This window comes from Flavobacterium sp. WV_118_3, assembly GCF_039778605.1.
Taxonomy (GTDB): domain Bacteria; phylum Bacteroidota; class Bacteroidia; order Flavobacteriales; family Flavobacteriaceae; genus Flavobacterium.
This window is the reverse complement of record NZ_CP156060.1, coordinates 3,190,001-3,212,914: the sequence shown is the minus strand read 5'-3', so window position 1 is coordinate 3,212,914 and position 22,914 is coordinate 3,190,001. Positions and strand designations below refer to the sequence as shown.

21 protein-coding genes, 2 tRNA genes and 2 rRNA genes (1 of these 25 running past the window's edge) are annotated in these 22,914 nt (G+C 39.5%); 22 read left to right on the top strand and 3 right to left on the bottom strand.

Annotated elements, in window-relative coordinates; genetic code table 11:
• Window positions 1–71 precede the first annotated feature (71 nt).
• On the top strand, window positions 72–1,343 hold the full coding sequence (gene purD / locus ABFU83_RS15100; RefSeq protein ID WP_347067118.1) for a phosphoribosylamine--glycine ligase: 1,272 nt from the start codon (window positions 72–74) through the stop codon (window positions 1,341–1,343).
• A 2-nt stretch (window positions 1,344–1,345) separates the two neighbouring features.
• On the opposite strand, the gene ABFU83_RS15095 is transcribed toward purD, so the two are convergent.
• A complete protein-coding gene (locus tag ABFU83_RS15095) occupies window positions 1,346–1,576 on the bottom strand; it encodes a uracil phosphoribosyltransferase (protein WP_136404309.1) in 231 nt (76 codons plus the stop codon).
• Window positions 1,577–1,624: 48 nt separating this feature from the next.
• Between ABFU83_RS15095 and ABFU83_RS15090 the strand changes: the two genes are divergently transcribed.
• The gene (locus tag ABFU83_RS15090) at window positions 1,625–2,557 is read left to right on the top strand and encodes a DUF6427 family protein (RefSeq protein WP_347067116.1); all 933 of its coding nucleotides are present in this window, start codon (window positions 1,625–1,627) and stop codon (window positions 2,555–2,557) included.
• Here ABFU83_RS15090 and upp read toward each other — a convergent pair.
• Window positions 2,552–3,205: a uracil phosphoribosyltransferase gene (gene upp, locus ABFU83_RS15085; RefSeq protein ID WP_347067115.1), complete on the bottom strand. Its 654-nt coding sequence runs from the start codon at window positions 3,203–3,205 to the stop codon at window positions 2,552–2,554. The two genes, ABFU83_RS15090 and upp, sit on opposite strands and share 6 nt — an antisense overlap.
• A 68-nt stretch (window positions 3,206–3,273) precedes the next feature.
• Between upp and ABFU83_RS15080 the strand changes: the two genes are divergently transcribed.
• Window positions 3,274–3,879, top strand: coding sequence for a DUF4254 domain-containing protein (locus ABFU83_RS15080; protein ID WP_300488864.1), 606 nt, complete (start codon window positions 3,274–3,276; stop codon window positions 3,877–3,879).
• A gap of 11 nt (window positions 3,880–3,890) precedes the next feature.
• Window positions 3,891–4,925 carry a glycosyltransferase family 9 protein gene (locus ABFU83_RS15075; RefSeq protein ID WP_347067113.1) on the top strand — a complete coding sequence of 345 codons (1,035 nt, stop codon included), beginning with the start codon at window positions 3,891–3,893 and terminating at the stop codon, window positions 4,923–4,925.
• A gap of 88 nt (window positions 4,926–5,013) precedes the next feature.
• On the opposite strand, the gene ABFU83_RS15070 is transcribed toward ABFU83_RS15075, so the two are convergent.
• Window positions 5,014–6,066 (bottom strand): ferredoxin--NADP reductase, encoded by a 1,053-nt coding sequence (locus ABFU83_RS15070; RefSeq protein WP_347067112.1) that lies wholly within the window; start codon window positions 6,064–6,066, stop codon window positions 5,014–5,016.
• A gap of 128 nt (window positions 6,067–6,194) precedes the next feature.
• On the opposite strand from ABFU83_RS15070, the gene ABFU83_RS15065 reads away from it, so the two are divergent.
• The 18 genes from ABFU83_RS15065 to ABFU83_RS14980 form a co-directional block, all read left to right on the top strand.
• Window positions 6,195–6,530 carry a helix-turn-helix transcriptional regulator gene (locus tag ABFU83_RS15065; protein ID WP_347067110.1) on the top strand — a complete coding sequence of 112 codons (336 nt, stop codon included), beginning with the start codon at window positions 6,195–6,197 and terminating at the stop codon, window positions 6,528–6,530.
• Between the two features lie 34 nt (window positions 6,531–6,564).
• The gene (locus ABFU83_RS15060) at window positions 6,565–7,290 is read left to right on the top strand and encodes a hypothetical protein (protein WP_347067109.1); all 726 of its coding nucleotides are present in this window, start codon (window positions 6,565–6,567) and stop codon (window positions 7,288–7,290) included.
• Window positions 7,291–7,347: 57 nt separating this feature from the next.
• Entirely contained in the window at window positions 7,348–8,817 is a 1,470-nt protein-coding gene (locus ABFU83_RS15055) for a DUF5687 family protein (RefSeq protein ID WP_347067107.1), read from the top strand.
• Between the two features lie 25 nt (window positions 8,818–8,842).
• Complete coding sequence (locus ABFU83_RS15050) at window positions 8,843–9,538, top strand: ABC transporter ATP-binding protein (RefSeq protein ID WP_347067105.1); 696 nt, start codon at window positions 8,843–8,845, stop codon at window positions 9,536–9,538.
• 135 nt (window positions 9,539–9,673) lie between these two features.
• On the top strand, window positions 9,674–12,325 hold the full coding sequence (locus ABFU83_RS15045; RefSeq protein WP_347067103.1) for a gliding motility protein: 2,652 nt from the start codon (window positions 9,674–9,676) through the stop codon (window positions 12,323–12,325).
• 65 nt (window positions 12,326–12,390) lie between these two features.
• On the top strand, window positions 12,391–12,828 hold the full coding sequence (locus ABFU83_RS15040; protein ID WP_347067101.1) for a polymer-forming cytoskeletal protein: 438 nt from the start codon (window positions 12,391–12,393) through the stop codon (window positions 12,826–12,828).
• Window positions 12,788–13,018, top strand: coding sequence for an AtpZ/AtpI family protein (locus ABFU83_RS15035; RefSeq protein WP_347067099.1), 231 nt, complete (start codon window positions 12,788–12,790; stop codon window positions 13,016–13,018). The genes ABFU83_RS15040 and ABFU83_RS15035 overlap by 41 nt, the downstream gene beginning before the upstream one ends.
• Window positions 13,019–13,026: 8 nt before the next feature.
• Window positions 13,027–13,431 (top strand): hypothetical protein, encoded by a 405-nt coding sequence (locus tag ABFU83_RS15030; protein WP_347067097.1) that lies wholly within the window; start codon window positions 13,027–13,029, stop codon window positions 13,429–13,431.
• A 112-nt stretch (window positions 13,432–13,543) separates the two neighbouring features.
• Window positions 13,544–14,734, top strand: a complete 1,191-nt coding sequence (gene atpB, locus ABFU83_RS15025) for a F0F1 ATP synthase subunit A (RefSeq protein WP_347067095.1) — start codon at window positions 13,544–13,546, stop codon at window positions 14,732–14,734.
• 31 nt (window positions 14,735–14,765) lie between these two features.
• Entirely contained in the window at window positions 14,766–14,960 is a 195-nt protein-coding gene (gene atpE, locus ABFU83_RS15020) for an ATP synthase F0 subunit C (protein WP_136404294.1), read from the top strand.
• Between the two features lie 92 nt (window positions 14,961–15,052).
• Entirely contained in the window at window positions 15,053–15,553 is a 501-nt protein-coding gene (locus tag ABFU83_RS15015) for a F0F1 ATP synthase subunit B (RefSeq protein WP_347067093.1), read from the top strand.
• Window positions 15,553–16,086 carry an ATP synthase F1 subunit delta gene (gene atpH / locus ABFU83_RS15010; protein ID WP_347070228.1) on the top strand — a complete coding sequence of 178 codons (534 nt, stop codon included), beginning with the start codon at window positions 15,553–15,555 and terminating at the stop codon, window positions 16,084–16,086. Before ABFU83_RS15015 ends, atpH begins: the two co-directional genes overlap by 1 nt.
• A 39-nt stretch (window positions 16,087–16,125) precedes the next feature.
• On the top strand, window positions 16,126–17,700 hold the full coding sequence (gene atpA / locus ABFU83_RS15005) for a F0F1 ATP synthase subunit alpha (RefSeq protein WP_347067092.1): 1,575 nt from the start codon (window positions 16,126–16,128) through the stop codon (window positions 17,698–17,700).
• 68 nt (window positions 17,701–17,768) lie between these two features.
• The gene (gene atpG, locus ABFU83_RS15000) at window positions 17,769–18,626 is read left to right on the top strand and encodes an ATP synthase F1 subunit gamma (RefSeq protein ID WP_347067090.1); all 858 of its coding nucleotides are present in this window, start codon (window positions 17,769–17,771) and stop codon (window positions 18,624–18,626) included.
• Window positions 18,627–19,984: 1,358 nt separating this feature from the next.
• Window positions 19,985–21,500, top strand: a 16S ribosomal RNA gene (locus tag ABFU83_RS14995).
• Between the two features lie 95 nt (window positions 21,501–21,595).
• Window positions 21,596–21,669 (top strand) — tRNA-Ile (locus ABFU83_RS14990).
• An 88-nt stretch (window positions 21,670–21,757) separates the two neighbouring features.
• Window positions 21,758–21,831, top strand: a tRNA-Ala gene (locus ABFU83_RS14985).
• Between the two features lie 183 nt (window positions 21,832–22,014).
• Window positions 22,015–22,914, top strand: a 23S ribosomal RNA gene (locus ABFU83_RS14980); it runs 1,981 nt beyond the window's last position.
• The 16S and 23S rRNA genes sit together here with 2 tRNA genes alongside, the layout of an rRNA operon.

The following is a 22,914-nucleotide window of genomic DNA, read 5'->3' as shown; positions in this document are numbered from 1 at the left end:
TTTTTAGCATTAAAATTATAATATCCATTCAAAACGGAGTATTTTTGACGTTTCAAAAAACAACACAACAAATGACAATTTTATTATTAGGATCCGGCGGAAGAGAACATGCTTTAGCCTGGAAAATGCTACAAAGCGAACACTGTTCAAAACTACTGGTAGCACCCGGAAATGCCGGAACTGCAGCGATAGCCGAAAATGTAAACATCAACCCAAACGATTTTGAAGCGGTTAAAAACCTGGTTTTGACCGAAAAAGTGGCTATGGTTGTCGTAGGACCGGAAGATCCGTTGGTAAAAGGAATTTTCGACTATTTTCAACAGGATGCTTTGTTACAAGACATTCCGGTAATTGGTCCGTCAAAAATCGGTGCACAATTAGAAGGAAGTAAAGAATTCGCCAAAGAATTTTTGGTAAAACACAACATTCCAACGGCGGCTTACGACAGTTTTACAAAAGACACCGTAGAAGCCGGATGTGAATTTTTAACCACATTACAACCGCCATATGTTTTAAAAGCCGATGGACTGGCTGCCGGAAAAGGCGTTTTGATCCTTCAGGATTTGGCCGAAGCACAAGCCGAATTGCGCAACATGCTGGTAAACGAAAAATTTGGAAGTGCCAGCGCGAAAGTTGTGATCGAAGAATTTTTGGATGGAATCGAATTGAGTTGTTTCGTATTGACCGACGGAAAGAGCTATAAAATATTACCAACTGCAAAAGACTACAAACGAATTGGAGAAGGCGACACCGGATTAAACACCGGAGGAATGGGTGCCGTTTCGCCGGTACCGTTTGCTGATGCGGTTTTGATGGAAAAAATAGAAAGTCGGATTGTAAAACCGACGATCGACGGATTGCAAAAAGACGGAATCCCGTATAAAGGATTTGTATTTATCGGTTTAATCAATGTTGGAAACGAACCATATGTAATCGAATATAACGTTCGCATGGGCGATCCGGAAACAGAAGTGGTGATGCCGCGTTTAAAATCCGATTTGGTAACCCTTTTCAAAGCAGTTGCGACGCAAACGTTAGATCAGGTGGAATTGGAAATCGATCCGAGAAGTGCGACAACCATTATGGTAGTTTCGGGTGGCTATCCGGAAGACTATGAAAAAGGAAAAGCTATTTCCGGATTGGAACACGTAGACGGATCCATTGTTTTTCATGCCGGTACGACGCTACAAAATGATCAGGTGGTAACCAACGGGGGGCGTGTTTTGGCCGTAACATCCTATGGGGACACGTTTCAGGAAGCCATAAAAAAATCTTATCAAAATATAGATAAACTACATTTTGATAAGATGTATTTTAGAAAAGATATCGGTTTCGACCTCTAATATTATTTTAAAAACGAGTGGGCTGTAGTATCCTGACTATCTTCGCCGCTGTCTTTGTGTTTCTTTAACTCTTTAATCCAGTAGTAAGTAGCACCACAACAGATGATGATGAAAATCCAGTTTAAAAGATTCGCAGCCCACCAGTTTGATAATTCTAATTTTCGCATCAAATCCATAGGGGCGAATAGTATGTCTACGAATAAGTACTGTATTCCTTCAAAAAATGCTTTCATTTTTGTTTAAGTATTATATTTACAGTCACAAAAATATAAAATATCTACATGATAGCAAGCCTTTTTAATAAATCTAGACCGTTAAATTATGCGATAATTAGTTTATTACTGGTTTTATTTTACTTTTTATACCTGACACAATACCCGGAGTGGACGGAATACTATACCACGGTGGTACAAAAAATAGGCTTGTTGGTAGTGTTAACGGGGTCGTTGTTTCTGGTTCGTTTCGTTACCAAAAGGAACGGATTAAGCAAGGATAACAGCTACGCGCCGTTCTTGTTTTTGTTATTTCATATCTTGTTTCCATCGGTTTTGGTAAACACAAATATTATCCTGGCGAACTTTTTTATCCTGTTAGCGCTTAGACGATTAATATCCTTACAATCGCTGATCACACCCAAAGAAAAGATCTTTGATGCCTCACTATGGATTTTTGTAGCGACACTATTTCACTTTTGGAGTATCCTTTTTATAGTGTTGGTTTTTGTGTCGATTGTATTTCACGTATCGCGGGATTATAGAAACTGGATTATTCCATTTATAGCGCTTTTTACGGTAGGTGTTTTGTTCACATTGGCAGTTATCGCCGGAGAGCATGATCTTTTATTTATTGTATTGGACAAAGCCTATATCAGTTTTGATTTTACCTACTTTGAAAATATTTACCAGAATATTGCGCTGGCCATTTTCTCATCGATAGCGGTATTGTTTTTTGTGACGCAGTTACTGGCATTATCCAACCGACCGCTAAACATGCAGTCGTCCTACAAAAAAATATTGTTTTCTTTTGTTTTGGGTGTTGGGATTTATGTCCTTTCAGCCAGTAAAAACAATAGCTTTTTAGCCTTTACCTTTTTTCCGTTAGCGGTAATGGGAACGAATTTTATCGAAAGTCTGGATAATAAATGGGTACGGGAAAGTGTAATGTACTCCCTGATCGTAATCAGTTTCTTTATCTTTTTCGCGCAGGTATTATAATTTACTACCGTAGGCCAAATCACCGGCATCGCCCAATCCCGGAACGATATAATTTTTAGCATTTAAACCTTCGTCCAGTGCGGCTACCCAAAGGTGACAGTTTCCAGGCAGGTTTTTTTCGAGGTATTCGATTCCTTCCGGAGTAGCGATTACAACAGCAATGTGGATTTCTTTTGGGGTTTCTTCCGCCATTAGTTTTTGGAAAACCGCCACAAGAGATTGCCCGGTTGCCAGCATCGGATCGATCAGAATCAGGTTTTTATTTTCGAATGATGGTGCCGCCTGGTATTCCACTTTAATCTCGAAAAAATCGTCGTTATTCGGATGGAAACGCATGGCTGAAACAAAACCGTTTTCGGCATCGTCAAAGAAATTCATAAAACCGGTGTGCAATGCCAGTCCGGCTCTCAGGATGGAACACAGCACCACATTGTCTTCCAAAGCGGTTGTTTTTTTGATACCCAAAGGTGTCTGTACATCAATCTCTTTATAGGTCAGAATCTTACTCAATTCATAGGCCATCACTTCACCGATTCGTTCGATATTTTTGCGAAAGCGCATACTGTCTTTCTGGATCGTAACATCGCGGATTTGTGATAGGAAATGATTAAGAATACTGTTGTTTTCAGAGATATAATGGATATGCATTTTCGGGATAAAATTTGTATTAGTAGGATAAAAGTATAAAAACTATATTTGTAAATAAAATTTAAACTATGTTTTCACAATTTGCCTTCTCGATTTTCGAGGAAAGTATCAACGATTATCATCAATATGATAATGTAGATCAACCGATTAACAATCCGTATCCAAAAGATCAGATTGAGCACCTGTTGTATCTGAAAAACTGGATCGATACGGTACAATGGCATTTTGAAGACATTATACGGGATCCGCAGATCAATCCGGAGGCGGCTTTGGTTTTAAAAAGAAGAATCGATGCATCCAATCAGGAGCGTACGGATATGGTGGAATATATCGACAGTTATTTTCTTCAGAAATATGCTGATGTTACGGTAAAACCGACCGCAAAAATCAACTCGGAAAGCCCGGCTTGGGCGATCGACCGTTTGTCGATTCTGGCTTTGAAAATTTATCACATGAACGAAGAGGCGAATCGTGTGGAAGCTACGGCCGAACACCGTGCAAAATGTCAGGAAAAACTAAACGTATTGTTAGAACAGAAAAAAGACCTGACGACAGCGATCGACGATTTGCTAACCGATATTGCGAACGGAGATAAATATATGAAAGTTTACAAACAGATGAAGATGTATAATGACGAGGAATTAAATCCGGTATTATATCAAAATAAAAAGTAGCCATCGGGCACATGTCTAAGATCAAACATATTTTAGTAATACGACTATCGGCAATGGGTGATGTAGCGATGGTCGCACCGGTGTTGCGCGCTTTTGTCTCACAATACCCCGATATAAAGATAACAGTTGTATCCCGTCCGTTTTTTAAACCATTTTTTAGCGGAATTCCCAATGTGGTTTTTTTTGATGTCGATTTACACGGCAGGCATAAAGGGCCAAAGGGATTGCTACGTCTTTTCTGGGATCTTAGAAATTTAAAAGCCGACGCTGTGGCCGATTTACACAATGCCATCCGATCAAAAGTCATCCGGAAATTATTCGGATTGATTGGGAAAAAGGTCGTGTATATGGACAAAGGCCGAAAAGAAAAAGAAGCCTTAACCCGCGCTGAAAACAAAATATTTCAACCCTTATCATCCACATTTGAACGTCATGCACTGGCTTTTAAAAAAATAGGATTCCCGGTCGACCTAAGTCATCCGGTTTTTCCGCCAAAAGCCATCTTAAGTGAAACTGCTTTACAGGTCACCGGATCAAAACAGGAAAAATGGATTGGAATTGCGCCGTTCGCACAATATGATACCAAAATGTATCCGTTGGATCTGATGCAACAGGTAGTGGATGAACTGGCTAAAAAACCAAATTATAAGCTATTTCTTTTTGGAGGCGGATCGGATGAAGTGAAGCAATTGGAGGCCATGCAAAATGGAAATCCTGTGATTGTGGTGATTGCCGGAAAATTAAAATTGCCACAGGAAATGGAAGTGATCAGCAACCTGGATCTGATGGTTAGTATGGATTCCGGAAACGGACATATTGCAGCCATGTTAGGTGTTAAGGTGGTTACGATATGGGGCGCTACCCATCCGTATGCCGGATTTAGACCGTTCAACCAGCCATTGGAAAATTCGATACTTCCCGATCGGGAGAAATACCCGTTATTGCCTACTTCGGTCTATGGGAATAAACTGGTTGAAGGTTACGAAGATGTCATGCGTACGATACATCCGGAACAGATTATTGCTAAAATAGAATCGTTACTATAACGTTGCCTATACCTGTCAGGTTTTAAAAACCTGACAGGTATAGCGCTATAAAATAATAAAGCCTTTCGATTCGAAAGGCTTTATTATTTTATACGTCATCGTAATCGACATAAATTTCATCGGAAGTTGGATGTGCCTGACACGTCAGAATTAATCCGGATGCAATTTCACCATCCGTTAGAATCGAGTTCTTTTTCATTTCAGCCGATCCGCTGGTGATTCGCGCCAGACAGCTGCTGCAAATTCCGCCCTGACAGGAATACGGAGCATCAACACCTTGTTTTAAAGCGGCTTCCAGAATCGTTTGTTTCTGCGCCATTTCAAACGTGGTTTCCTCATCGTCTACCAAAACGGTAATTTTGGTATGTCCGCCCAAGGTTTTTTCAATTTTGGTTTCGTTGGATGATGTCGTAAAAAGCTCAAATTTGATATCTTTTTCCGCTACGTTGTTTTCTTTTAAAACAGTGCTTACGGTAGCAATCATTTCCTCTGGTCCGCACAAATAATATTTCGCAAACGACAACGACGCATGTTTGTTTTTGATCACAAAATTCACCGTTGAGCGTTCGATACGGCCAAAAAGAGAATCTTCCGCACGCGCCTGACTAAATACATAGTGAACAAAAAAGCGGCCTACATATTGTTGTTGTAAATCGTGTAATTTTTTATAGAAAATCGTATCCTCCGGCGATTTATTTCCGTAAACCAAAACAAAAGTACTGTTGGGTTCGTTTTCCAATACCGAAAGAATAATAGCCATTACCGGTGTAATACCACTACCGGCAGCAAAAGCGGCATAACTGCGCTGATTGTCGGCTTTTGGTTCGAAGGTGAATTTTCCTTCCGGAACACCAACCTCGATCGTATCACCGGCTTTTAGTTTTTCATTAGCATAGGTCGAAAAGAAACCATCGGAAACAGCCTTAACCGCAATTCGCAATTCACCACTGTTCGGCGAAGAACAGATCGAATAAGCTCTACGGACTTCTTTTCCGTCTGGGGAATATTTTAAGTTAAGATATTGACCTGCGATAAATTGGTATTCAGGTTGCAAGGATTCCGGAACCTCAAAAGAAACCGAAACGGCTTTTGCAGTCTCTCTACGGACTTCTTTTACTGTTAATGCGTGAAATGTTGACATGGTATGTTTGTTTGCTACAAATGTACTAAACCTTAGTCCTTTTCGTAAATCTTATCACAAAAAATAACACATCAAATACAGATGCATAAATAACTTATGTATATATTTGTAAACATTTTAAAATTAGGATGAAAAACTCACAATTGTATAAAGGAAGCCTTACGACTATCATTATGAGGTTGTTAGAAGAAAACGGACGGATGTACGGGTATGAAATTACCCAAAAAGTAAAGCAGCTAACCGATGGCGAGCTAAATGTAACAGAAGGAGCGCTTTATCCGGCTTTACACAAACTGGAAGCCGAAGGTTTTTTGGATGTCGAAATGGAAAAAGCCGGCAATCGACTGCGGAAGTACTACAAACTCACCGAAAGCGGCGAAAAAGAAACCGTAAACCGCCTGGCCGAACTGGAAGCTTTTATCCGGAATATGCAGGCATTGGTAAAACCGAATCTGGAGATATAATTATAGAGAAAAGAGAAAAGAGAAAAGAGAAAAGATGAACAATAATAGCGTACCAAACCGACTTATCGATACAGCTGAAATTGAAAAACTCTATGCTTTTACCGACAAGCATTTTGTTCCGTATTACGATTTGCAAACCGAATTGGTCGATCATCTGGCCAATGCAATAGAAGCACAATGGGTCATTAACCCAAACCTTTCTTTTGAAGATGCCTTAGCACTTGAATTTAAAAAATTCGGCGTTTTCGGATTTACGACCATAGTAGAGGAACGACAGGCAGCACTTTCAAAATATTACTGGGGAAAAATCTTTCGTGAATTTGCAACGTTTTTCCGGTTTCCGAAAATAGTATTGATGCTTATTATGACGGGTGTTTTATACCGAACCCTACTATTGAGCAGTTATAATAATTACATCATTCTGGCTTTGTTTGGTATAATGGGAATCATTGAGATTACAGCCGGTTATCAATGGTATCGGAAAATCCGCCATCAGCAAAAAGTCACCGAAAAAAAGTGGTTACTACATGATATTATACGAAACATATACATTATGGTTCCGGTGATGCTGTTGGCAAACAGCATGAATTTTCTATTTAAAATGGCGGTAAACGGAACCTACGGACACTGGCAGATTGTGATTTTTACCATCATCATGGTACCGCTTGGTTTTTTGGAATATGTGCGAATCGTAAAAATGCCTGCATTGATTGATCAGGAAATGGCTCGAATTGTTAAAAACCATCAGTTTGTAAAATAATTTGTAACAAATACAAAGGAGCTGCATCTAACCTTTAACTAAAACCACCAAATTTTCATGTTAAAACACTTCATTACTCTGGAATGGAAATCTTTTCTCCGATCGGCTTCGTTTGGGTCGAATATGGTTCTTAAGATTTTTATGATTTTAGCGGGACTGTATTTTATTGCCTTGTTTTTAATATTGGGCGCGGGTTCCTACTACATACTCGAAGAAAACAATTTAAAACCGTTTCCGACCATCACAACGTTTCTGATCTACTATTTTTTCGCTGATATTTTAATCCGCTTCTTTTTACAGAAAGCACCGGTTATGAATATCAAACCGTTGTTGTTTATCAACATCCGAAAAAATAGCATTGTCAATTATGCTTTGGGAAAAACGTTACTGTCCTTTTTTAATGTAACACATCTGTTTTTCTTTATCCCGTTTTCGGTGGTATTGATGGTGGAAGGATTTGCACCACTAGGCGTAATGAGCTGGTTGATTAGTATGTTGCTAACCGTTTTTGCAATCAATTATCTAAACATACTGATCAACAAAAGAGACTATCTGTTATATGGTATCGGTGCGTTGGTTGGATTGATAGGTGTTTTGCAGTATTATTCCTTTTTTGATTTGACACTTTACACCGGACGCTATTTTTCGGCACTTTATGAAACACCGTGGTTGATCATCGTTCCGCTGGCACTTTTTGTAGGGTTATATAGTGTAACCTTCCGCTTCTTTAAAAAGAACCTGTATCTCGATGCGGGATTGGCAACCAAACACGAAGTCGCCAAAACGGAAGAGCTAACCTGGTTAAACCAGTTTGGAACTTTGGGTACCTTCCTTAAAAACGACATCCGACTTTTAAAACGAAACAAACGTTCCCGTATGACAATCGGGATGAGTATACTGTTTTTGTTTTACGGATTGTTATTTTTTACGAACAGTATCGAAGCCTATGATGCGCCACTTTGGAAAATATTCGCCGCAATATTTGTAACCGGAGGTTTCCTGTTAAACTTCGGACAATTTGTACCGAGTTGGGACAGTGCTTACTATCCGCTGATGATGAGTCAGAATATAAAATACCGCGATTATTTGAGTTCGAAATGGTGGCTAATGGTTATCGCAACCGTTATTTCAACGCTATTGGCAAGTTTCTATTTGTATTTCGGAATTGAAGTTTATCTGGCAATATTGGTTGGAGCAATTTATAATATGGGAGTTAATGCGCATATCGTACTTTGGGCCGGAGCCTATATCAAAACACCAATTGACCTGTCGACAAGCAAAAATGCCTTTGGTGACCGACAAGCTTTTAATGTAAAAACCCTATTACTGGCACTTCCTAAAATTGTATTACCATTATTATTATACGGAATCGGATATTATACCTTAGGCGTAAACTTCGGATTTGCACTGGTGGCTGGAGCGGGCGTTATTGGATTTGCGTTTCGTAATAAAGTATTTACGATTATTGAGAAAACCTATAAAACCGAAAAATACAAAACGCTGGCGGCCTACAAACAAAAAAACTAACGATACTTTTAAAAAGACATATATTATGATACAAGTCACCAACCTGTCGAAAACCTATAACGGAACCACCGTATTAAATATAGAAAACCTTGAAATTAAAAAAGGAGAAAGCTTTGGATTAGTAGGAAATAACGGAGCGGGAAAAACCACTTTTTTCAGTCTGTTATTGGATCTGATTCAACCGTCTACCGGACATATCATCAGTAATAACGTACAGATTAATCTAAGTGAAAACTGGAAACCGTTTACAGCGGCCTTTTTGGACGAAAGCTTCCTGATTGGCTACCTGACGCCGGAAGAGTATTTCTATTTTATCGGGGAATTACGCGGACAAAATAAAGCCGATGTGGACGCTTTGTTACGCGAACACCAGGACTTTTTTAACGGAGAAATCCTGAATAATAAAAAATACCTGCGTGACCTTTCGAAAGGAAACCAGAAAAAAGTGGGGATTATCGCCACATTAATTGGTAATCCGGAAGTGATCATTTTGGACGAACCGTTTGCAAACCTCGATCCGACGACACAGATCCGGTTAAAAAACATTATTAAAAAACTAGCGGATAACCCGGAGGTAACCGTATTGGTTTCCAGTCACGATTTGTTGCACACCATTGAAGTCAGTAACCGGATTGTTGCCCTGGAAAAAGGCCGAATTGTAAAAGATATTCATACCAATGAAGAAACCCTGCAAGAGCTCGAAACATTTTTTGCTGTATAAAACGCTATCCCTCCCACAAAGAGGGATGTTGTTTTTTTAGAAACAAATTTTTCCCATATCAAAAAGAAACGTATTTTTACCTCTCTTTATACTAAAAAAAGAAATTGGAAGTTAAAGAACTAAAAACGTTTTATATTGAAAACCAATCTGTTTAAATACGCCTTAAGCGTAGGGCTCGTTCTTTTTTTGCTGGCATGTTCCACAAAGAAAAACTCATTTGTAAGACGAAACTACCACGCAGTTACAGCCGAATATAATATTTTATACAATGGAGGTGTTGCTTTCGATAAAGGAGTAGAAGAACTAAAAGGGACTTATAAAGACAACTTTTGGGAAATTCTACCCGTAGAGCGAATGCAGGATATCGATGCCGGAACCCTACCGGGTCAGACAAAAAACGCCAATTTCGAGCGAGCAGAAACCAAGGCAATCAAAGCGATTCAGAAACACTCCATGTATATTGAAGGCGGTGAAAAAAATCCGCAAATGGATGAAGCACATTTATTGCTAGGAAAAGCCCGTTATTACGACAATCGCTTTATCCCGGCCTTGGAAGCGTTTAATTATATTCTGTATAAATATTCCAACAGCGATAAAATTTACGAAGCCAAAGTATGGCGGGAAAAAACCAACATCCGTTTGGAGAATGAAGTTCTGGCGATTAAAAATCTGAAGAAACTTTTAGAAGATCAGAAAATTAAAGGACAGGTACAAGCCGATGCGAATGCTATTTTGGGACAGGCCTATATGAACCTTGGCTCTATTGATAGTGCTTTGGTAAATTTAAAAGTAGCGAAAGACCTGACCAGGCATAACGAAGAAAAAGCCCGTTACCATTTTATTATCGGTCAGTTATACGAAAGTATGAATTACCCGGACAGCGCGTATGCTTCGTTCCAATCGGTTATCGATATGAACCGAAAATCGCCACGTCGTTATGTTATTCAGGCGCATGCCAAACAAGCACAACAATTCGATTCTAAAAAAGGCGATACGCTGGCTTTCCTGAAAAAATTCAACAAACTGGCGGAAGATCGTGAGAACCGTCCGTATTTGGATGTGATCAATCATCAGGTGGCTTTGTTCTATGATAAACAAGGTAACAAGCGTCAGGCGAAGAAATACTACAACAAATCCCTGCGTTCGATGTCGCAGGATAATTATCTGGTAGCGTCCAATTACCGCAATCTGGCGGAAATCAATTTTGATGATGCCAAATATTTAACAGCGGGACAATATTACGACAGTACAATGTCCAAATTGAACCCAAAAACCCGAGAATTTATCGCGATTAAAAAGAAAAGAGAAAACCTTAATGATGTGATCAAATACGAAGGTATTGCAAGGGTAAACGACAGTATCTTATATGTATCCGGATTAGGGCCGAATGAACAACGAAATTACTACGAAGAATACATTGCTAAACTAAAAATTGAAGAAGCGAAAAAAGCCCTTGAAGCCGAAAAGCTAAAAACAATGGCTGAGAACAGTGGTTTTTCCGATCCGGGAGCACCAGCTGTAGGATCGAATGCTACTACAAAAAGCGAAATGATGCAATCCCGTCAGGCGCCACCTTCGGAAGAGACTACGCCAAAACAGTCGGGAGCACCTGCAAGTGCCGGAAGTTTTACCGGTGGAAGCACCTTCTATTTTTATAACCAGGCTACGGTTGCTTTTGGTAGAACGGAATTTAAAAAGAAATGGGGGAACCGACCACTAAAAGACAACTGGCGCTGGTCGACACAAACCATTATCGATAAAGCAAATGAAAATCCGGATGCGGTAGCTGCGGTTGATGAAAACCCGAAAACCCAGGTGGAAGACGAGCGTTTTACTCCGGATTACTATATCAAACAATTGCCAACCGATCAGAAAGTATTGGACAGTTTGGCGAAAGACCGCAATTTTGCGTATTTCCAACTGGGAACGATTTATAAAGAAAAATTTAAAGAATACCAACTGGCGGCATCCCGATTGGAGAAACTACTGGTTAACAAACCGGAAGAACGATTGGTATTACCGGCCAAATACAATCTTTTTAAAATTTACGAAATCATCGACCCAGCCAAAGCAGCGATTATGAAACAACAGATCATTGCGGAATATCCGGATAGTCGTTATGCGCAGATTTTGTTAAACAATATTTCGGGAGGAACCATAGCGGGAAGCCCGGAAGAAGTGTATAATAAACTGTTCAAACAATTTGAAAAAGAGGAACTACAGGATGTGCTGGCACAATTGGATCCGGTTATTGAAAATTTCAACGGAGAAGAAATGGTTCCGAAATTTGAATTGCTTAAAGCCAGTGTAATCGGACGATTAAAAGGATTGGACGAATATAAAAAAGCGTTGAACTTTGTTGCGTTAAATTATCCAAATGCAGAAGAAGGCAAACAGGCGGAAGTTTTGTTGAAAAACGACATTCCGAAAATGGAAAAACTGGAATTAGGAAAAGGAAATCCGACCAGCTGGAAAATTGTATTCCAGATTCCGTATCCTAATGCAAACGATGCCAAGACCAAAGCACTAACAGACAAACTGCAGAAATATATAACCGATCGCAACAGCAACCGTATCACCTTGTCCAACGATGTATATACGATGGATAAAAGCTTTGTGATTGTACACGGTTTTACGAGTAAGGAAGCAGCGCTTTCCACGATTAGCGTACTAAAAGATTTTAAAGGCTATAAAGTTTCCGAAAATGCATTTGTGATTTCGAATGACGATTATAAAGTGGTTCAGATCAAGAAAAATCTGGACACGTATCTGGCAACCCTAAAATAACTTTTAGAGCAAGTAACAGTAAGATCACAGGAATAAACCCTGTGGTTTTTAAAAGCAATAATACCATGTTTGAAAAACAACAGAAAAAGTCTTACACGGATTTATTAGGTAAAACTAATAGAATAGTAGAAGGAACAACCATCAAAGGCGATATTATTTCGCAAGCCGATTTTAGACTGGATGGAAATCTGATTGGGAATTTTAATTCAACAGGAAGACTTGTTATTGGTCCGGCCGGAAGTGTAACGGGAGATATTAAATGCAATACAGCCGATATCGAAGGGAAATTTAACGGAAAGATTGAGGTAACCGATATGCTGAGCATAAAATCAAAAGCCTCGATAAAAGGAGAAGTAATCGTTGGGAAACTGGCGGTAGAACCAGGAGCCGATTTTAGCGCGACCTGTGTGATGATGGAAGCGATGGCTACAGGAAAAATGCCTCATAAAAAAGTAGAAATAAATGAACCAACAGAATCAGGATCAGGAACGAAAGACACGTAATAAGTGGCTGGCACTAATTAATATCCCGTTTCAGATGGGTATTATTATTTTTGCCTTTGCGTTTTTAGGAAACTGGCTCGATGAAAAATATCCGAACCCTAACGATCTGTATGTAAAAATCCTTACGTTGCTGGGTGTTTTTATAGCGCTATACAATGTAATAAGGCAGGTAAACCAGTTAAATAAATAAAATAAAATATGAGCAGGAAAAAATATGCTGTAATCTTTCGTTTGTTTCAAATTGTTCCTATTCTAGCACTACTGCATATTCTTATTTTTAAGTTTGGTGTTTCCAATCAGACCTATCAGGAATTCCACTATCCTATCTATGGGATTTATCTTTTCTTTCTACTACTTTCAGTAGCGATATTACTTTTTTTAATTCGGATAAAAGAAACCAAACCGGAGCAGATCGGCTTTGTTTTTTTAGTATTGATTAGTATTCAATTTGCACTGAGTTATGTCTTCCTGATACCGGTACTGGAGCGGGAAGGAACGAGTGTATATATAGAGAAAATAAACTTTTTTGTGATTTTCATTATTTTTTTGACATTAGAAGTGTTTTTAACGTCAAGATTATTAAATGATAAGCCAGAGAAGTAGTGGAAATTAATAATTAGAATAAAAAAGAGTAGCAATAACATTGGAATATTAATTAAAAATGTACCTTTGCACCAAATTTAAGGACCGTAAAAATTAAGATATTTAATAAGGTATGGTGATTTCAAAAAAACCTGTCAGAATTATTCTAGCGACTTTTGCAGGGCTATTGTCTTCGATAGCTTTCGCAAACCCGGTAGTAGACACTACACATGTAGCAACAGCAGTAACGCATGAAGCTCATGCAACAACAGAGGTTGCTCACAATGAAGCTTCTCATGGAGACGAGCACGCAACTCAGGATCCAAAAGACAAAGTAACAGCTTACATTGAACACCATTTACAGGATTCGCATGATTTCGTTTTCTTCTCGGATGAGAAAGAAGGAAAACATTATGGATTCTCATTACCGGTTATCTTATTGGATAACGGATTAAAAGTTTTTTCTTCTTCAAAACTACACCACGGAGAAGCAGTAGCTGAAGTAGACGGTAACTTCTACAAATTATACCACGGTAAAATTTACAAAACGGATGCTGCCGGAACAATCAACTACGACGAGCATCATCATCCAACTAACGTAAAACCGTTGGATTTTTCAATCACTAAAAATGTAGTGTCCATGTTGTTTACATCAATCTTATTATTCTTGATGTTTACAGGTTTGGCACGTTCGTATAAAAAAGGAGCTATTCCAACAGGATTCGGAAGAGTATTGGAGCCACTGATTATTTTTATCCGTGACGAAATTGCAATCCCGAACATCGGAGAGAAAAAATACAGAAAATACATGGGTTACCTGTTAACGGTATTCTTCTTTATCTGGTTGTTAAACCTTTTAGGAATGACGCCACTTGGAATTAACGTAACCGGAAACATTGCAGTAACGGTTTGTTTGGCATTGTTCACGTATTTTATCACACAATTCAGTGCGAACAAAGATTATTGGGGGCACATTTTCTGGATGCCGGGTGTACCGGTTCCGATGAAAATCATCTTGATGCCAATCGAGATCCTGGGAACCTTAACAAAACCATTTGCGTTGTTAATCCGTTTGTTTGCAAACATTACAGCAGGTCACGTAGTAATCATGAGTTTGATCGCGATGATCTTCGTAGGAAAAAATATTTATGCGGATATGCCGATCTCTTTAGGATTAACCTTGTTTATCTCGGTAATTGAGATTTTGGTAGCATTCTTACAAGCGTTTATCTTTACCATGTTGTCGTCCTTATTTATTGGTATGGCGGTTCAGGACCACCACCATGACGGACACGGTCACGAGGAAGAAAATGTAATTATTTAATTTAGAAGTTTAATTTTTTTAATATATACTTATGGGAAGTCTTAATTTAATCGGAGCTGGTTTAGTAGTAATTGGTGCAGGTTTAGGTTTAGGTAAAATCGGTGGATCTGCTATGGACGCTATTGCTCGTCAGCCAGAAGCTGCTGGAAAAATTCAAACAGCGATGATTATTATCGCTGCTTTATTAGAAGGTTTAGCATTCGCTGCTTTAATCTTAGGAAAATAATAAAGAACAGAAAAACAATACCTGTAACGGTTGGTTGCAGGTGTTGTTTTATTTAGTAAGAAAAAATTAAATCATAATATATTCAGTATAAAATGGAGAAATTAATTAACGATTTTTCATTCGGTTTATTCTTTTGGCAAGCGCTTATCTTATTAGTGTTAATTTTACTTTTGGTTAAATTTGCCTGGAAACCCATCATGGAATCGATCACGGCTCGTGAAGAAGGTATTAGAGACGCTATCGCTTCAGCAGAAAATGCGAAGAAAGAAATGCAAAACCTTAAAGCTGATAACGAAAAGTTGTTAGCTGAAGCTAGAGCAGAAAGAGATACTATGATAAAAGAAGCTCGTGAGATCAAAGAAAAAATGATCGCTGATGCTAAAGAAGAAGCACAGGTACAAGGTAATAAAATGATCGAGCAGGCTAAAGCTACAATTGCAAGCGAAAAGAACGCTGCTATGGTAGAATTGAAAAACCATGTATCGACATTATCATTAGAGATTGCTGAGAAATTATTGAAAGAAGAACTTGCTAACAAAGAAACTCAAACCAAATTGGTTGAGAAAATGTTAGATGAAGTAAAATTAAATTAATCGTTATGGCAAGAGCAGCGATTAGATATGCAAAAGCAATTTTAGATATTGCAAACTCCAATGGCCAGGCGGCTACCGTAAACAACGATATGAAATCGATAGTTGCGGCAGTTGCGGAAAGCGAAGAGTTAAAGAACTTTTTAGCAAGCCCGGTAGTTAAGGGAGATGTTAAGATTTCGGCATTATCAGAAATATTTGCTTCTGTACAGTCAGAAACAAAAGGGTTATTCCGCTTACTTTTAGAAAACAAACGATTTGAGATTTTACCAGAGGTGGCATCACAATATAACGCTTTGTTCGATGAAATGAACGGAGTGGAAACAGCAAAAGTAACGACTGCTTTTCCGCTTACCCCGGAATTGGAAGCAAAAGTTTTAGCGAAAATCAAAGAGTTTTCCAACAAAACCATCACTTTGGTAAACACAGTTGATCCATCTATTTTAGGAGGATTTGTGTTGCGAATTGGTGACAAACAATACAATGCTTCAATAGCAAACCGATTAAGAGAATTAAAAAGAGAACTAAGTAATTAATATTTACCACACTGCAAAGTGTTTAAATTATAAATCAAGATGGCAGAAATTAAGCCTGCTGAAATTTCAGCAATATTAAAGAAACAATTATCTGGTTTTGAATCAGGAGCCACTCTGGAAGAAGTGGGAACAGTTCTTCAGGTGGGTGACGGTATCGCCCGAGTTTATGGTTTATCTAACGCACAATACGGTGAGTTAGTACAATTCGAAAACGGGTTAGAGGCAATTGTATTGAACCTTGAAGAAGATAATGTAGGTGTGGTATTATTAGGTCCGTCTACTGGAATTAAAGAAGGATCAACAGTAAAAAGAACACAACGTATTGCTTCATTAAAAGTTGGTGAAGAAATGGTAGGTCGTGTTGTAAATACACTAGGTTTCCCAATTGATGGTAAAGGACCAATTGGTGGTGATCTTTATGAGATGCCATTAGAAAGAAAGGCTCCTGGAGTAATCTTCCGTCAGCCGGTAACAGAACCGTTACAAACAGGTATCAAATCAATCGACGCCATGATCCCTGTTGGACGTGGACAAAGGGAGTTGGTAATTGGTGACCGTCAGACTGGTAAAACTACAGTTTGTATCGATACCATCTTAAATCAGAAAGAATTTTACGATGCTGGAAAACCAGTATTCTGTATATATGTAGCTGTTGGACAAAAAGCATCAACAGTTGCGGGAATTGCAAAAACATTAGAAGAAAAAGGAGCGATGGCATATACGGTAATCGTAGCAGCTAATGCTTCCGACCCGGCTCCAATGCAGGTATATGCGCCATTCGCAGGTGCTGCCATCGGAGAGTACTTCCGTGATACAGGTCGTCCGGCGTTAATCGTTTATGATGATTTATCAAAACAAGCGGTTGCTTACCGTGAGGTGTCTTTGTTATTACGTCGTCCACCAGGACGTGAGGCGTATCCTGGAGACGTTTTCTACCTTCACTCAAGATTATTAGAGCGTGCTGCTAAAGTTATTGCTGACGATAGCATCGCTAAAGATATGAATGATTTACCAGAATCATTACGTCCAATCGTTAAAGGTGGAGGATCGTTAACAGCGTTACCAATCATCGAAACACAAGCGGGTGACGTTTCTGCGTATATTCCAACAAACGTAATTTCGATTACAGATGGTCAGATCTTCTTAGAGTCCGATTTATTCAACTCTGGGGTTCGTCCGGCGATCAACGTGGGTATCTCCGTATCTCGTGTAGGGGGTAATGCTCAGATCAAATCGATGAAAAAAGTTTCCGGTACATTAAAATTAGACCAGGCACAATTCCGTGAATTAGAAGCATTCGCGAAATTCGGTTCGGATCTTGATGCCGTTACTTTAAACGTAATCGAAAAAGGTAGACGTAACGTTGAAATCTTAAAACAAGCGGTAAACGATCCGTATAAAGTCGAAGATCAGGTTGCAATTATCTACGCTGGAACGAAAAACTTATTAAGAAACGTTCCGGTTGATAAAGTTAAAGAATTTGAAAAAGATTATTTAGAATTCTTAAAAGCGAAACATAAAGACACTCTTGATGCATTAAAAGCGGGTAAATTCACAGATGAAATTACCGACGTTTTAGAAAAAGTAGCTAAAGAAGTTTCTGCAAAATATTAATAATTAGATAGTCTGAAAATCCGAAGCTTTAACTTCGGATTTCAGATTGTTTTATTTCAAATCGACAAATGGCAAATTTAAAGGAAATACGTAATAGGATTACTTCTGTTTCATCTACGATGCAAATTACATCAGCGATGAAAATGGTATCTGCTGCTAAGCTGAAAAAAGCACAGGATGCAATTACAGCAATGCGCCCTTATGCCGAAAAATTAACAGAGTTAATACAAAATTTAAGTGCGTCGTTAGAAGGTGATGCTGCTGGAAAATTTGCAGAACAACGCGAAGTAAATAAAGTATTGATCGTAGCCATTACATCAAACAGAGGACTTTGTGGAGCTTTTAACGCCAATGTGATCAAACAGGTGAAAGGTCTTACTGAGACTTATGCCGGTAAACAAATCGACGTGATTACAGTAGGTAAAAAAGGAAACGATGTTCTTAGAAAAGTGAATAATGTAGTGGACAACCAAAGTACACTTTTCGATGCGTTGACTTTCGAAAATGTAGGAGCTTTGGCAGCAACATTAATGGAAAAATTTGTGGCAGGAGAGTATGATAAAATTGAGTTGGTATACAACCAGTTTAAAAATGCAGCGACTCAGATTGTTGTTACGGAACAATTTTTACCATTAGCACCAATTGAAGGTACAGCTATTGCCTCTTCCGATTACATTTTTGAACCATCAAAAGAAGAAATTGTGTTGACGTTGATACCAAAATCATTAAAAACACAATTATACAAAGCAATCAGAGATTCTTTTGCCGCAGAACATGGAGCGCGTATGACAGCAATGCATAAAGCAACCGATAATGCAACGGCTTTAAGAAACCAGTTAAAGCTTACGTATAACAAAGCACGTCAGGCTGCCATTACAAACGAGATCCTTGAGATCGTTGGTGGAGCGGAAGCTTTGAACAACTAAGATTTTTGTTCCGGTAAAATCGGAATTCAATAGAAGCCGCAGGAAATCCTGCGGTTTTTTTATGCCCGATAGGTTTTAAAGACCTGTCGGGTATTTTATTTACGATGATTTTGATCCGGATTTAATAACACCCATATATAGTAGTAGATTTTTATTTAGTGAGAATCGATTTTTGCAAACGACGAGAAGTTTTTTTAGAAATGAATCCTATATATAGGTATGTTGTGACTAATTTTCGCCACCTGACAGGTTTCCAAATCCTGTCAGGTGTTTTTATTATCCGGATGTAAAATTAAAATAGTACCTACATATAGTAGTGGACTTTTTATTTAGAGCGAATCGATTTTGAAGATGATCAAATAGTGTTTTTGATGTTGAATTTAAAAAATCGAAATTATTTGAATCTACCAGGCATTTTATTTTAGAGTATTTATTGATCATCCACATTTTGATTTTTCCAACTACTATATATAATAGTATTGTTTTTTATTTTGATGAAGGTATTTTCGTTCTTCAGATCTACACATTTTTCTAACGATTGACTTAACGCGTTACTTTTTTTGTTTCCGAAGAAAAATTTAAAGGTTCAATACGGTTATTTCCGATTATTTTTCGAGCAATACATTTAAAAGCGGATAATAAAATTGACGCAGATTGGAGTAAAATATTTTCGAAGTTTCAAAAAACTGAAATTTTTTATAACCGCCGAGATATTATTTTTTAGAAAGCATATCCTACATACAGGTGCGAAGTCACTAATTTCACCTCACCTGACAGGTTTTTGGAACCTGTCAGGTGTTTTTTTTACCCGGTATATATAGTGTAAAAATGCGTAAAACCTGCCCAATCCTTGGATTTGCGCGAGCAAAGCCCTGGAGAAAGAAAAAAACATGTTGATGTTATGTCTTTGTAATGAGGTTGTTAAGAAAAAGATTTAAAAAAAGGTTTGATAAAGTTTGTGAAACCGGAAAAAGGTTCTAGTTTTGCAGCCGCAATAAGGGAGTTCATTGAATGTATAGTACGGCAGATTGGGATTGACTAAGGTTAGAAAAAAAGTCAAAAAAGATTTGCGAGAAATAAAAAAGTGATTTACCTTTGCCACCCGCAAAACAGGGAAGTTCTTAAAGATATTGAGTAAGATAAACGAAGAAAATTTTTTCAAAAAAAACTTCAAAAAAATCTTGCGAGAAACAAAAAGAATTTTTAGTTTTGCAGCCGCTAACAAGGAGACGAGTTAGTGATAAAACAAAGAGAATTAAGTTCATAGACATATTGGATTGACAGCATACAAAGAGAGAGTAAGATTTTTCGAGTATAACAAATTAGACCTAGAGATTATCGTAAAATATTAAAAATATACGATGAAGAGTTTGATCCTGGCTCAGGATGAACGCTAGCGGCAGGCCTAACACATGCAAGTCGAGGGGTAGGGTTAGCTTGCTAACCTGAGACCGGCGCACGGGTGCGTAACGCGTATGCAATCTACCTTGTACAGAGGGATAGCCCAGAGAAATTTGGATTAATACCTCATAGTATTATTGAGTGGCATCATTTGATTATTAAAGTTCCAACGGTACAAGATGAGCATGCGTCCCATTAGTTAGTTGGTAAGGTAACGGCTTACCAAGACGATGATGGGTAGGGGTCCTGAGAGGGAGATCCCCCACACTGGTACTGAGACACGGACCAGACTCCTACGGGAGGCAGCAGTGAGGAATATTGGACAATGGGCGCAAGCCTGATCCAGCCATGCCGCGTGCAGGATGAAGCATCTATGGTGTGTAAACTGCTTTTATACAGGAAGAAACCCTACCACGTGTGGTAGATTGACGGTACTGTAGGAATAAGGATCGGCTAACTCCGTGCCAGCAGCCGCGGTAATACGGAGGATCCAAGCGTTATCCGGAATCATTGGGTTTAAAGGGTCCGTAGGCGGTTTTGTAAGTCAGTGGTGAAATCTGGTCGCTTAACGATCAAACGGCCATTGATACTGCAAGACTTGAATTATTGGGAAGTAACTAGAATATGTAGTGTAGCGGTGAAATGCTTAGATATTACATGGAATACCAATTGCGAAGGCAGGTTACTATCAATATATTGACGCTGATGGACGAAAGCGTGGGGAGCGAACAGGATTAGATACCCTGGTAGTCCACGCCGTAAACGATGGATACTAGCTGTTGGGCGCAAGCTCAGTGGCTAAGCGAAAGTGATAAGTATCCCACCTGGGGAGTACGAACGCAAGTTTGAAACTCAAAGGAATTGACGGGGGCCCGCACAAGCGGTGGAGCATGTGGTTTAATTCGATGATACGCGAGGAACCTTACCAGGGCTTAAATGTAGTGTGACAGATTTGGAAACAGATTTTTCTTCGGACACATTACAAGGTGCTGCATGGTTGTCGTCAGCTCGTGCCGTGAGGTGTCAGGTTAAGTCCTATAACGAGCGCAACCCCTGTTGTTAGTTGCCAGCGAGTCATGTCGGGAACTCTAACGAGACTGCCGGTGCAAACCGAGAGGAAGGTGGGGATGACGTCAAATCATCACGGCCCTTACGTCCTGGGCTACACACGTGCTACAATGGCCGGTACAGAGAGCAGCCACTGGGTGACCAGGAGCGAATCTATAAAACCGGTCACAGTTCGGATCGGAGTCTGCAACTCGACTCCGTGAAGCTGGAATCGCTAGTAATCGGATATCAGCCATGATCCGGTGAATACGTTCCCGGGCCTTGTACACACCGCCCGTCAAGCCATGGAAGCTGGGGGTACCTGAAGTCGGTGACCGCAAGGAGCTGCCTAGGGTAAAACTGGTAACTGGGGCTAAGTCGTAACAAGGTAGCCGTACCGGAAGGTGCGGCTGGAACACCTCCTTTCTAGAGACACGATAATTAGGGTTTATGCATACAAGAGGTTTTACTCTCGCTGTTAGTTCAAAAAAAAAAGAAGAAGAAGTATAAGAGCATTACAAAGTCTCGTAGCTCAGCTGGTTAGAGTACTACACTGATAATGTAGGGGTCGGCAGTTCGAGTCTGCCCGGGACTACAACTTATACTATCGGAAATTCTGGAAGTTGAGAATTGAATTAAAGATTGATTCAACATTCAAAATTCAACATTCAAAAAAAAAGAATGGGGGATTAGCTCAGCTGGCTAGAGCGCCTGCCTTGCACGCAGGAGGTCATCGGTTCGACTCCGATATTCTCCACTATCTTAGGAGGTAGAAAAGAGAAACAAGAATCAAGATAAAAGACGTTGTCTTTGATCTTTGTTTTAGACTCTTTCCTCTAAAAGAAACCGTTCATTGACATATTGAGATAAGAAAACAAAAAAATTAGAAAGCACAGAATTTAGGGTGTACCGTTAAGGTATATTTTAAAAAAAGTAAGTACAATAAGCAAAATAAGGGCGTATGGGGGATGCCTAGGCTCTCAGAGGCGAAGAAGGACGTGATAAGCTGCGAAAAGTTACGGGGATTGGCACATACGAATTGATCCGTAAATATCCGAATGGGGCAACCCACTATGTTGAAGACATAGTACATCGATAGATGGGCGAACCCGCTGAACTGAAACATCTAAGTAGGCGGAGGAGAAGAAAACAAAAGTGATTCCGTAAGTAGTGGCGAGCGAACGCGGAAAAGCCCAAACCAGAGCTGTTACGGCAGTTTTGGGGTTGTAGGACCACGATATTTCTTGCGGATTGAATTGGAATAACCTGGAAAGGTTAACGATATAGGGTGATAGTCCCGTACAAGTAAGAGAAGATAAGAATAGTGGTATCCTGAGTAGGGCGGGGCACGTGAAACCCTGTCTGAATCTGGCGGGACCATCCGCTAAGGCTAAATACTCCTGAGAGACCGATAGTGAACCAGTACCGTGAGGGAAAGGTGAAAAGAACCGTGAATAACGGAGTGAAAAAGATCCTGAAACCATACGCCTACAAGCGGTCGGAGCCCTTAAGTGGGGTGACGGCGTGCCTTTTGCATAATGAGCCTACGAGTTACCGTTGCTGGCAAGGATAAGCACTTCAGGTGTGGATCCGTAGCGAAAGCGAGTCTGAATAGGGCGCTATAGTCAGTAGTGGTAGACGCGAAACCGTGTGATCTACCCATGGGCAGGATGAAGCTGTGGTAACACACAGTGGAGGTCCGAACCGGTTGACGTTGAAAAGTCTTCGGATGACCTGTGGGTAGGGGTGAAAGGCCAATCAAACTCGGAAATAGCTCGTACTCCCCGAAATGCATTTAGGTGCAGCGCTGATTTAGTTATATAGAGGTAGAGCTACTGAT

What these genes read in the sequence shown, in the direction of transcription:
- ABFU83_RS15015 (WP_347067093.1), top strand. Translation starts at nt 15,053, where the DNA reads ATGGAGAAATTAATTAACGATTTTTCATTCGGTTTATTCTTTTGGCAA.
- ABFU83_RS15035 (WP_347067099.1), top strand. Translation starts at nt 12,788, where the DNA reads ATGAACCAACAGAATCAGGATCAGGAACGAAAGACACGTAATAAGTGG.
- atpA (WP_347067092.1), top strand. Translation starts at nt 16,126, where the DNA reads ATGGCAGAAATTAAGCCTGCTGAAATTTCAGCAATATTAAAGAAACAA.
- ABFU83_RS15075 (WP_347067113.1), top strand. Translation starts at nt 3,891, where the DNA reads ATGTCTAAGATCAAACATATTTTAGTAATACGACTATCGGCAATGGGT.
- ABFU83_RS15060 (WP_347067109.1), top strand. Translation starts at nt 6,565, where the DNA reads ATGAACAATAATAGCGTACCAAACCGACTTATCGATACAGCTGAAATT.
- ABFU83_RS15080 (WP_300488864.1), top strand. Translation starts at nt 3,274, where the DNA reads ATGTTTTCACAATTTGCCTTCTCGATTTTCGAGGAAAGTATCAACGAT.
- ABFU83_RS15040 (WP_347067101.1), top strand. Translation starts at nt 12,391, where the DNA reads ATGTTTGAAAAACAACAGAAAAAGTCTTACACGGATTTATTAGGTAAA.
- ABFU83_RS15050 (WP_347067105.1), top strand. Translation starts at nt 8,843, where the DNA reads ATGATACAAGTCACCAACCTGTCGAAAACCTATAACGGAACCACCGTA.
- ABFU83_RS15070 (WP_347067112.1), bottom strand. Translation starts at nt 6,066, where the DNA reads ATGTCAACATTTCACGCATTAACAGTAAAAGAAGTCCGTAGAGAGACT.
- ABFU83_RS15095 (WP_136404309.1), bottom strand. Translation starts at nt 1,576, where the DNA reads ATGAAAGCATTTTTTGAAGGAATACAGTACTTATTCGTAGACATACTA.
- ABFU83_RS15090 (WP_347067116.1), top strand. Translation starts at nt 1,625, where the DNA reads ATGATAGCAAGCCTTTTTAATAAATCTAGACCGTTAAATTATGCGATA.
- atpE (WP_136404294.1), top strand. Translation starts at nt 14,766, where the DNA reads ATGGGAAGTCTTAATTTAATCGGAGCTGGTTTAGTAGTAATTGGTGCA.
- upp (WP_347067115.1), bottom strand. Translation starts at nt 3,205, where the DNA reads ATGCATATCCATTATATCTCTGAAAACAACAGTATTCTTAATCATTTC.
- atpB (WP_347067095.1), top strand. Translation starts at nt 13,544, where the DNA reads ATGGTGATTTCAAAAAAACCTGTCAGAATTATTCTAGCGACTTTTGCA.
- ABFU83_RS15055 (WP_347067107.1), top strand. Translation starts at nt 7,348, where the DNA reads ATGTTAAAACACTTCATTACTCTGGAATGGAAATCTTTTCTCCGATCG.
- ABFU83_RS15030 (WP_347067097.1), top strand. Translation starts at nt 13,027, where the DNA reads ATGAGCAGGAAAAAATATGCTGTAATCTTTCGTTTGTTTCAAATTGTT.
- purD (WP_347067118.1), top strand. Translation starts at nt 72, where the DNA reads ATGACAATTTTATTATTAGGATCCGGCGGAAGAGAACATGCTTTAGCC.
- atpG (WP_347067090.1), top strand. Translation starts at nt 17,769, where the DNA reads ATGGCAAATTTAAAGGAAATACGTAATAGGATTACTTCTGTTTCATCT.
- ABFU83_RS15065 (WP_347067110.1), top strand. Translation starts at nt 6,195, where the DNA reads ATGAAAAACTCACAATTGTATAAAGGAAGCCTTACGACTATCATTATG.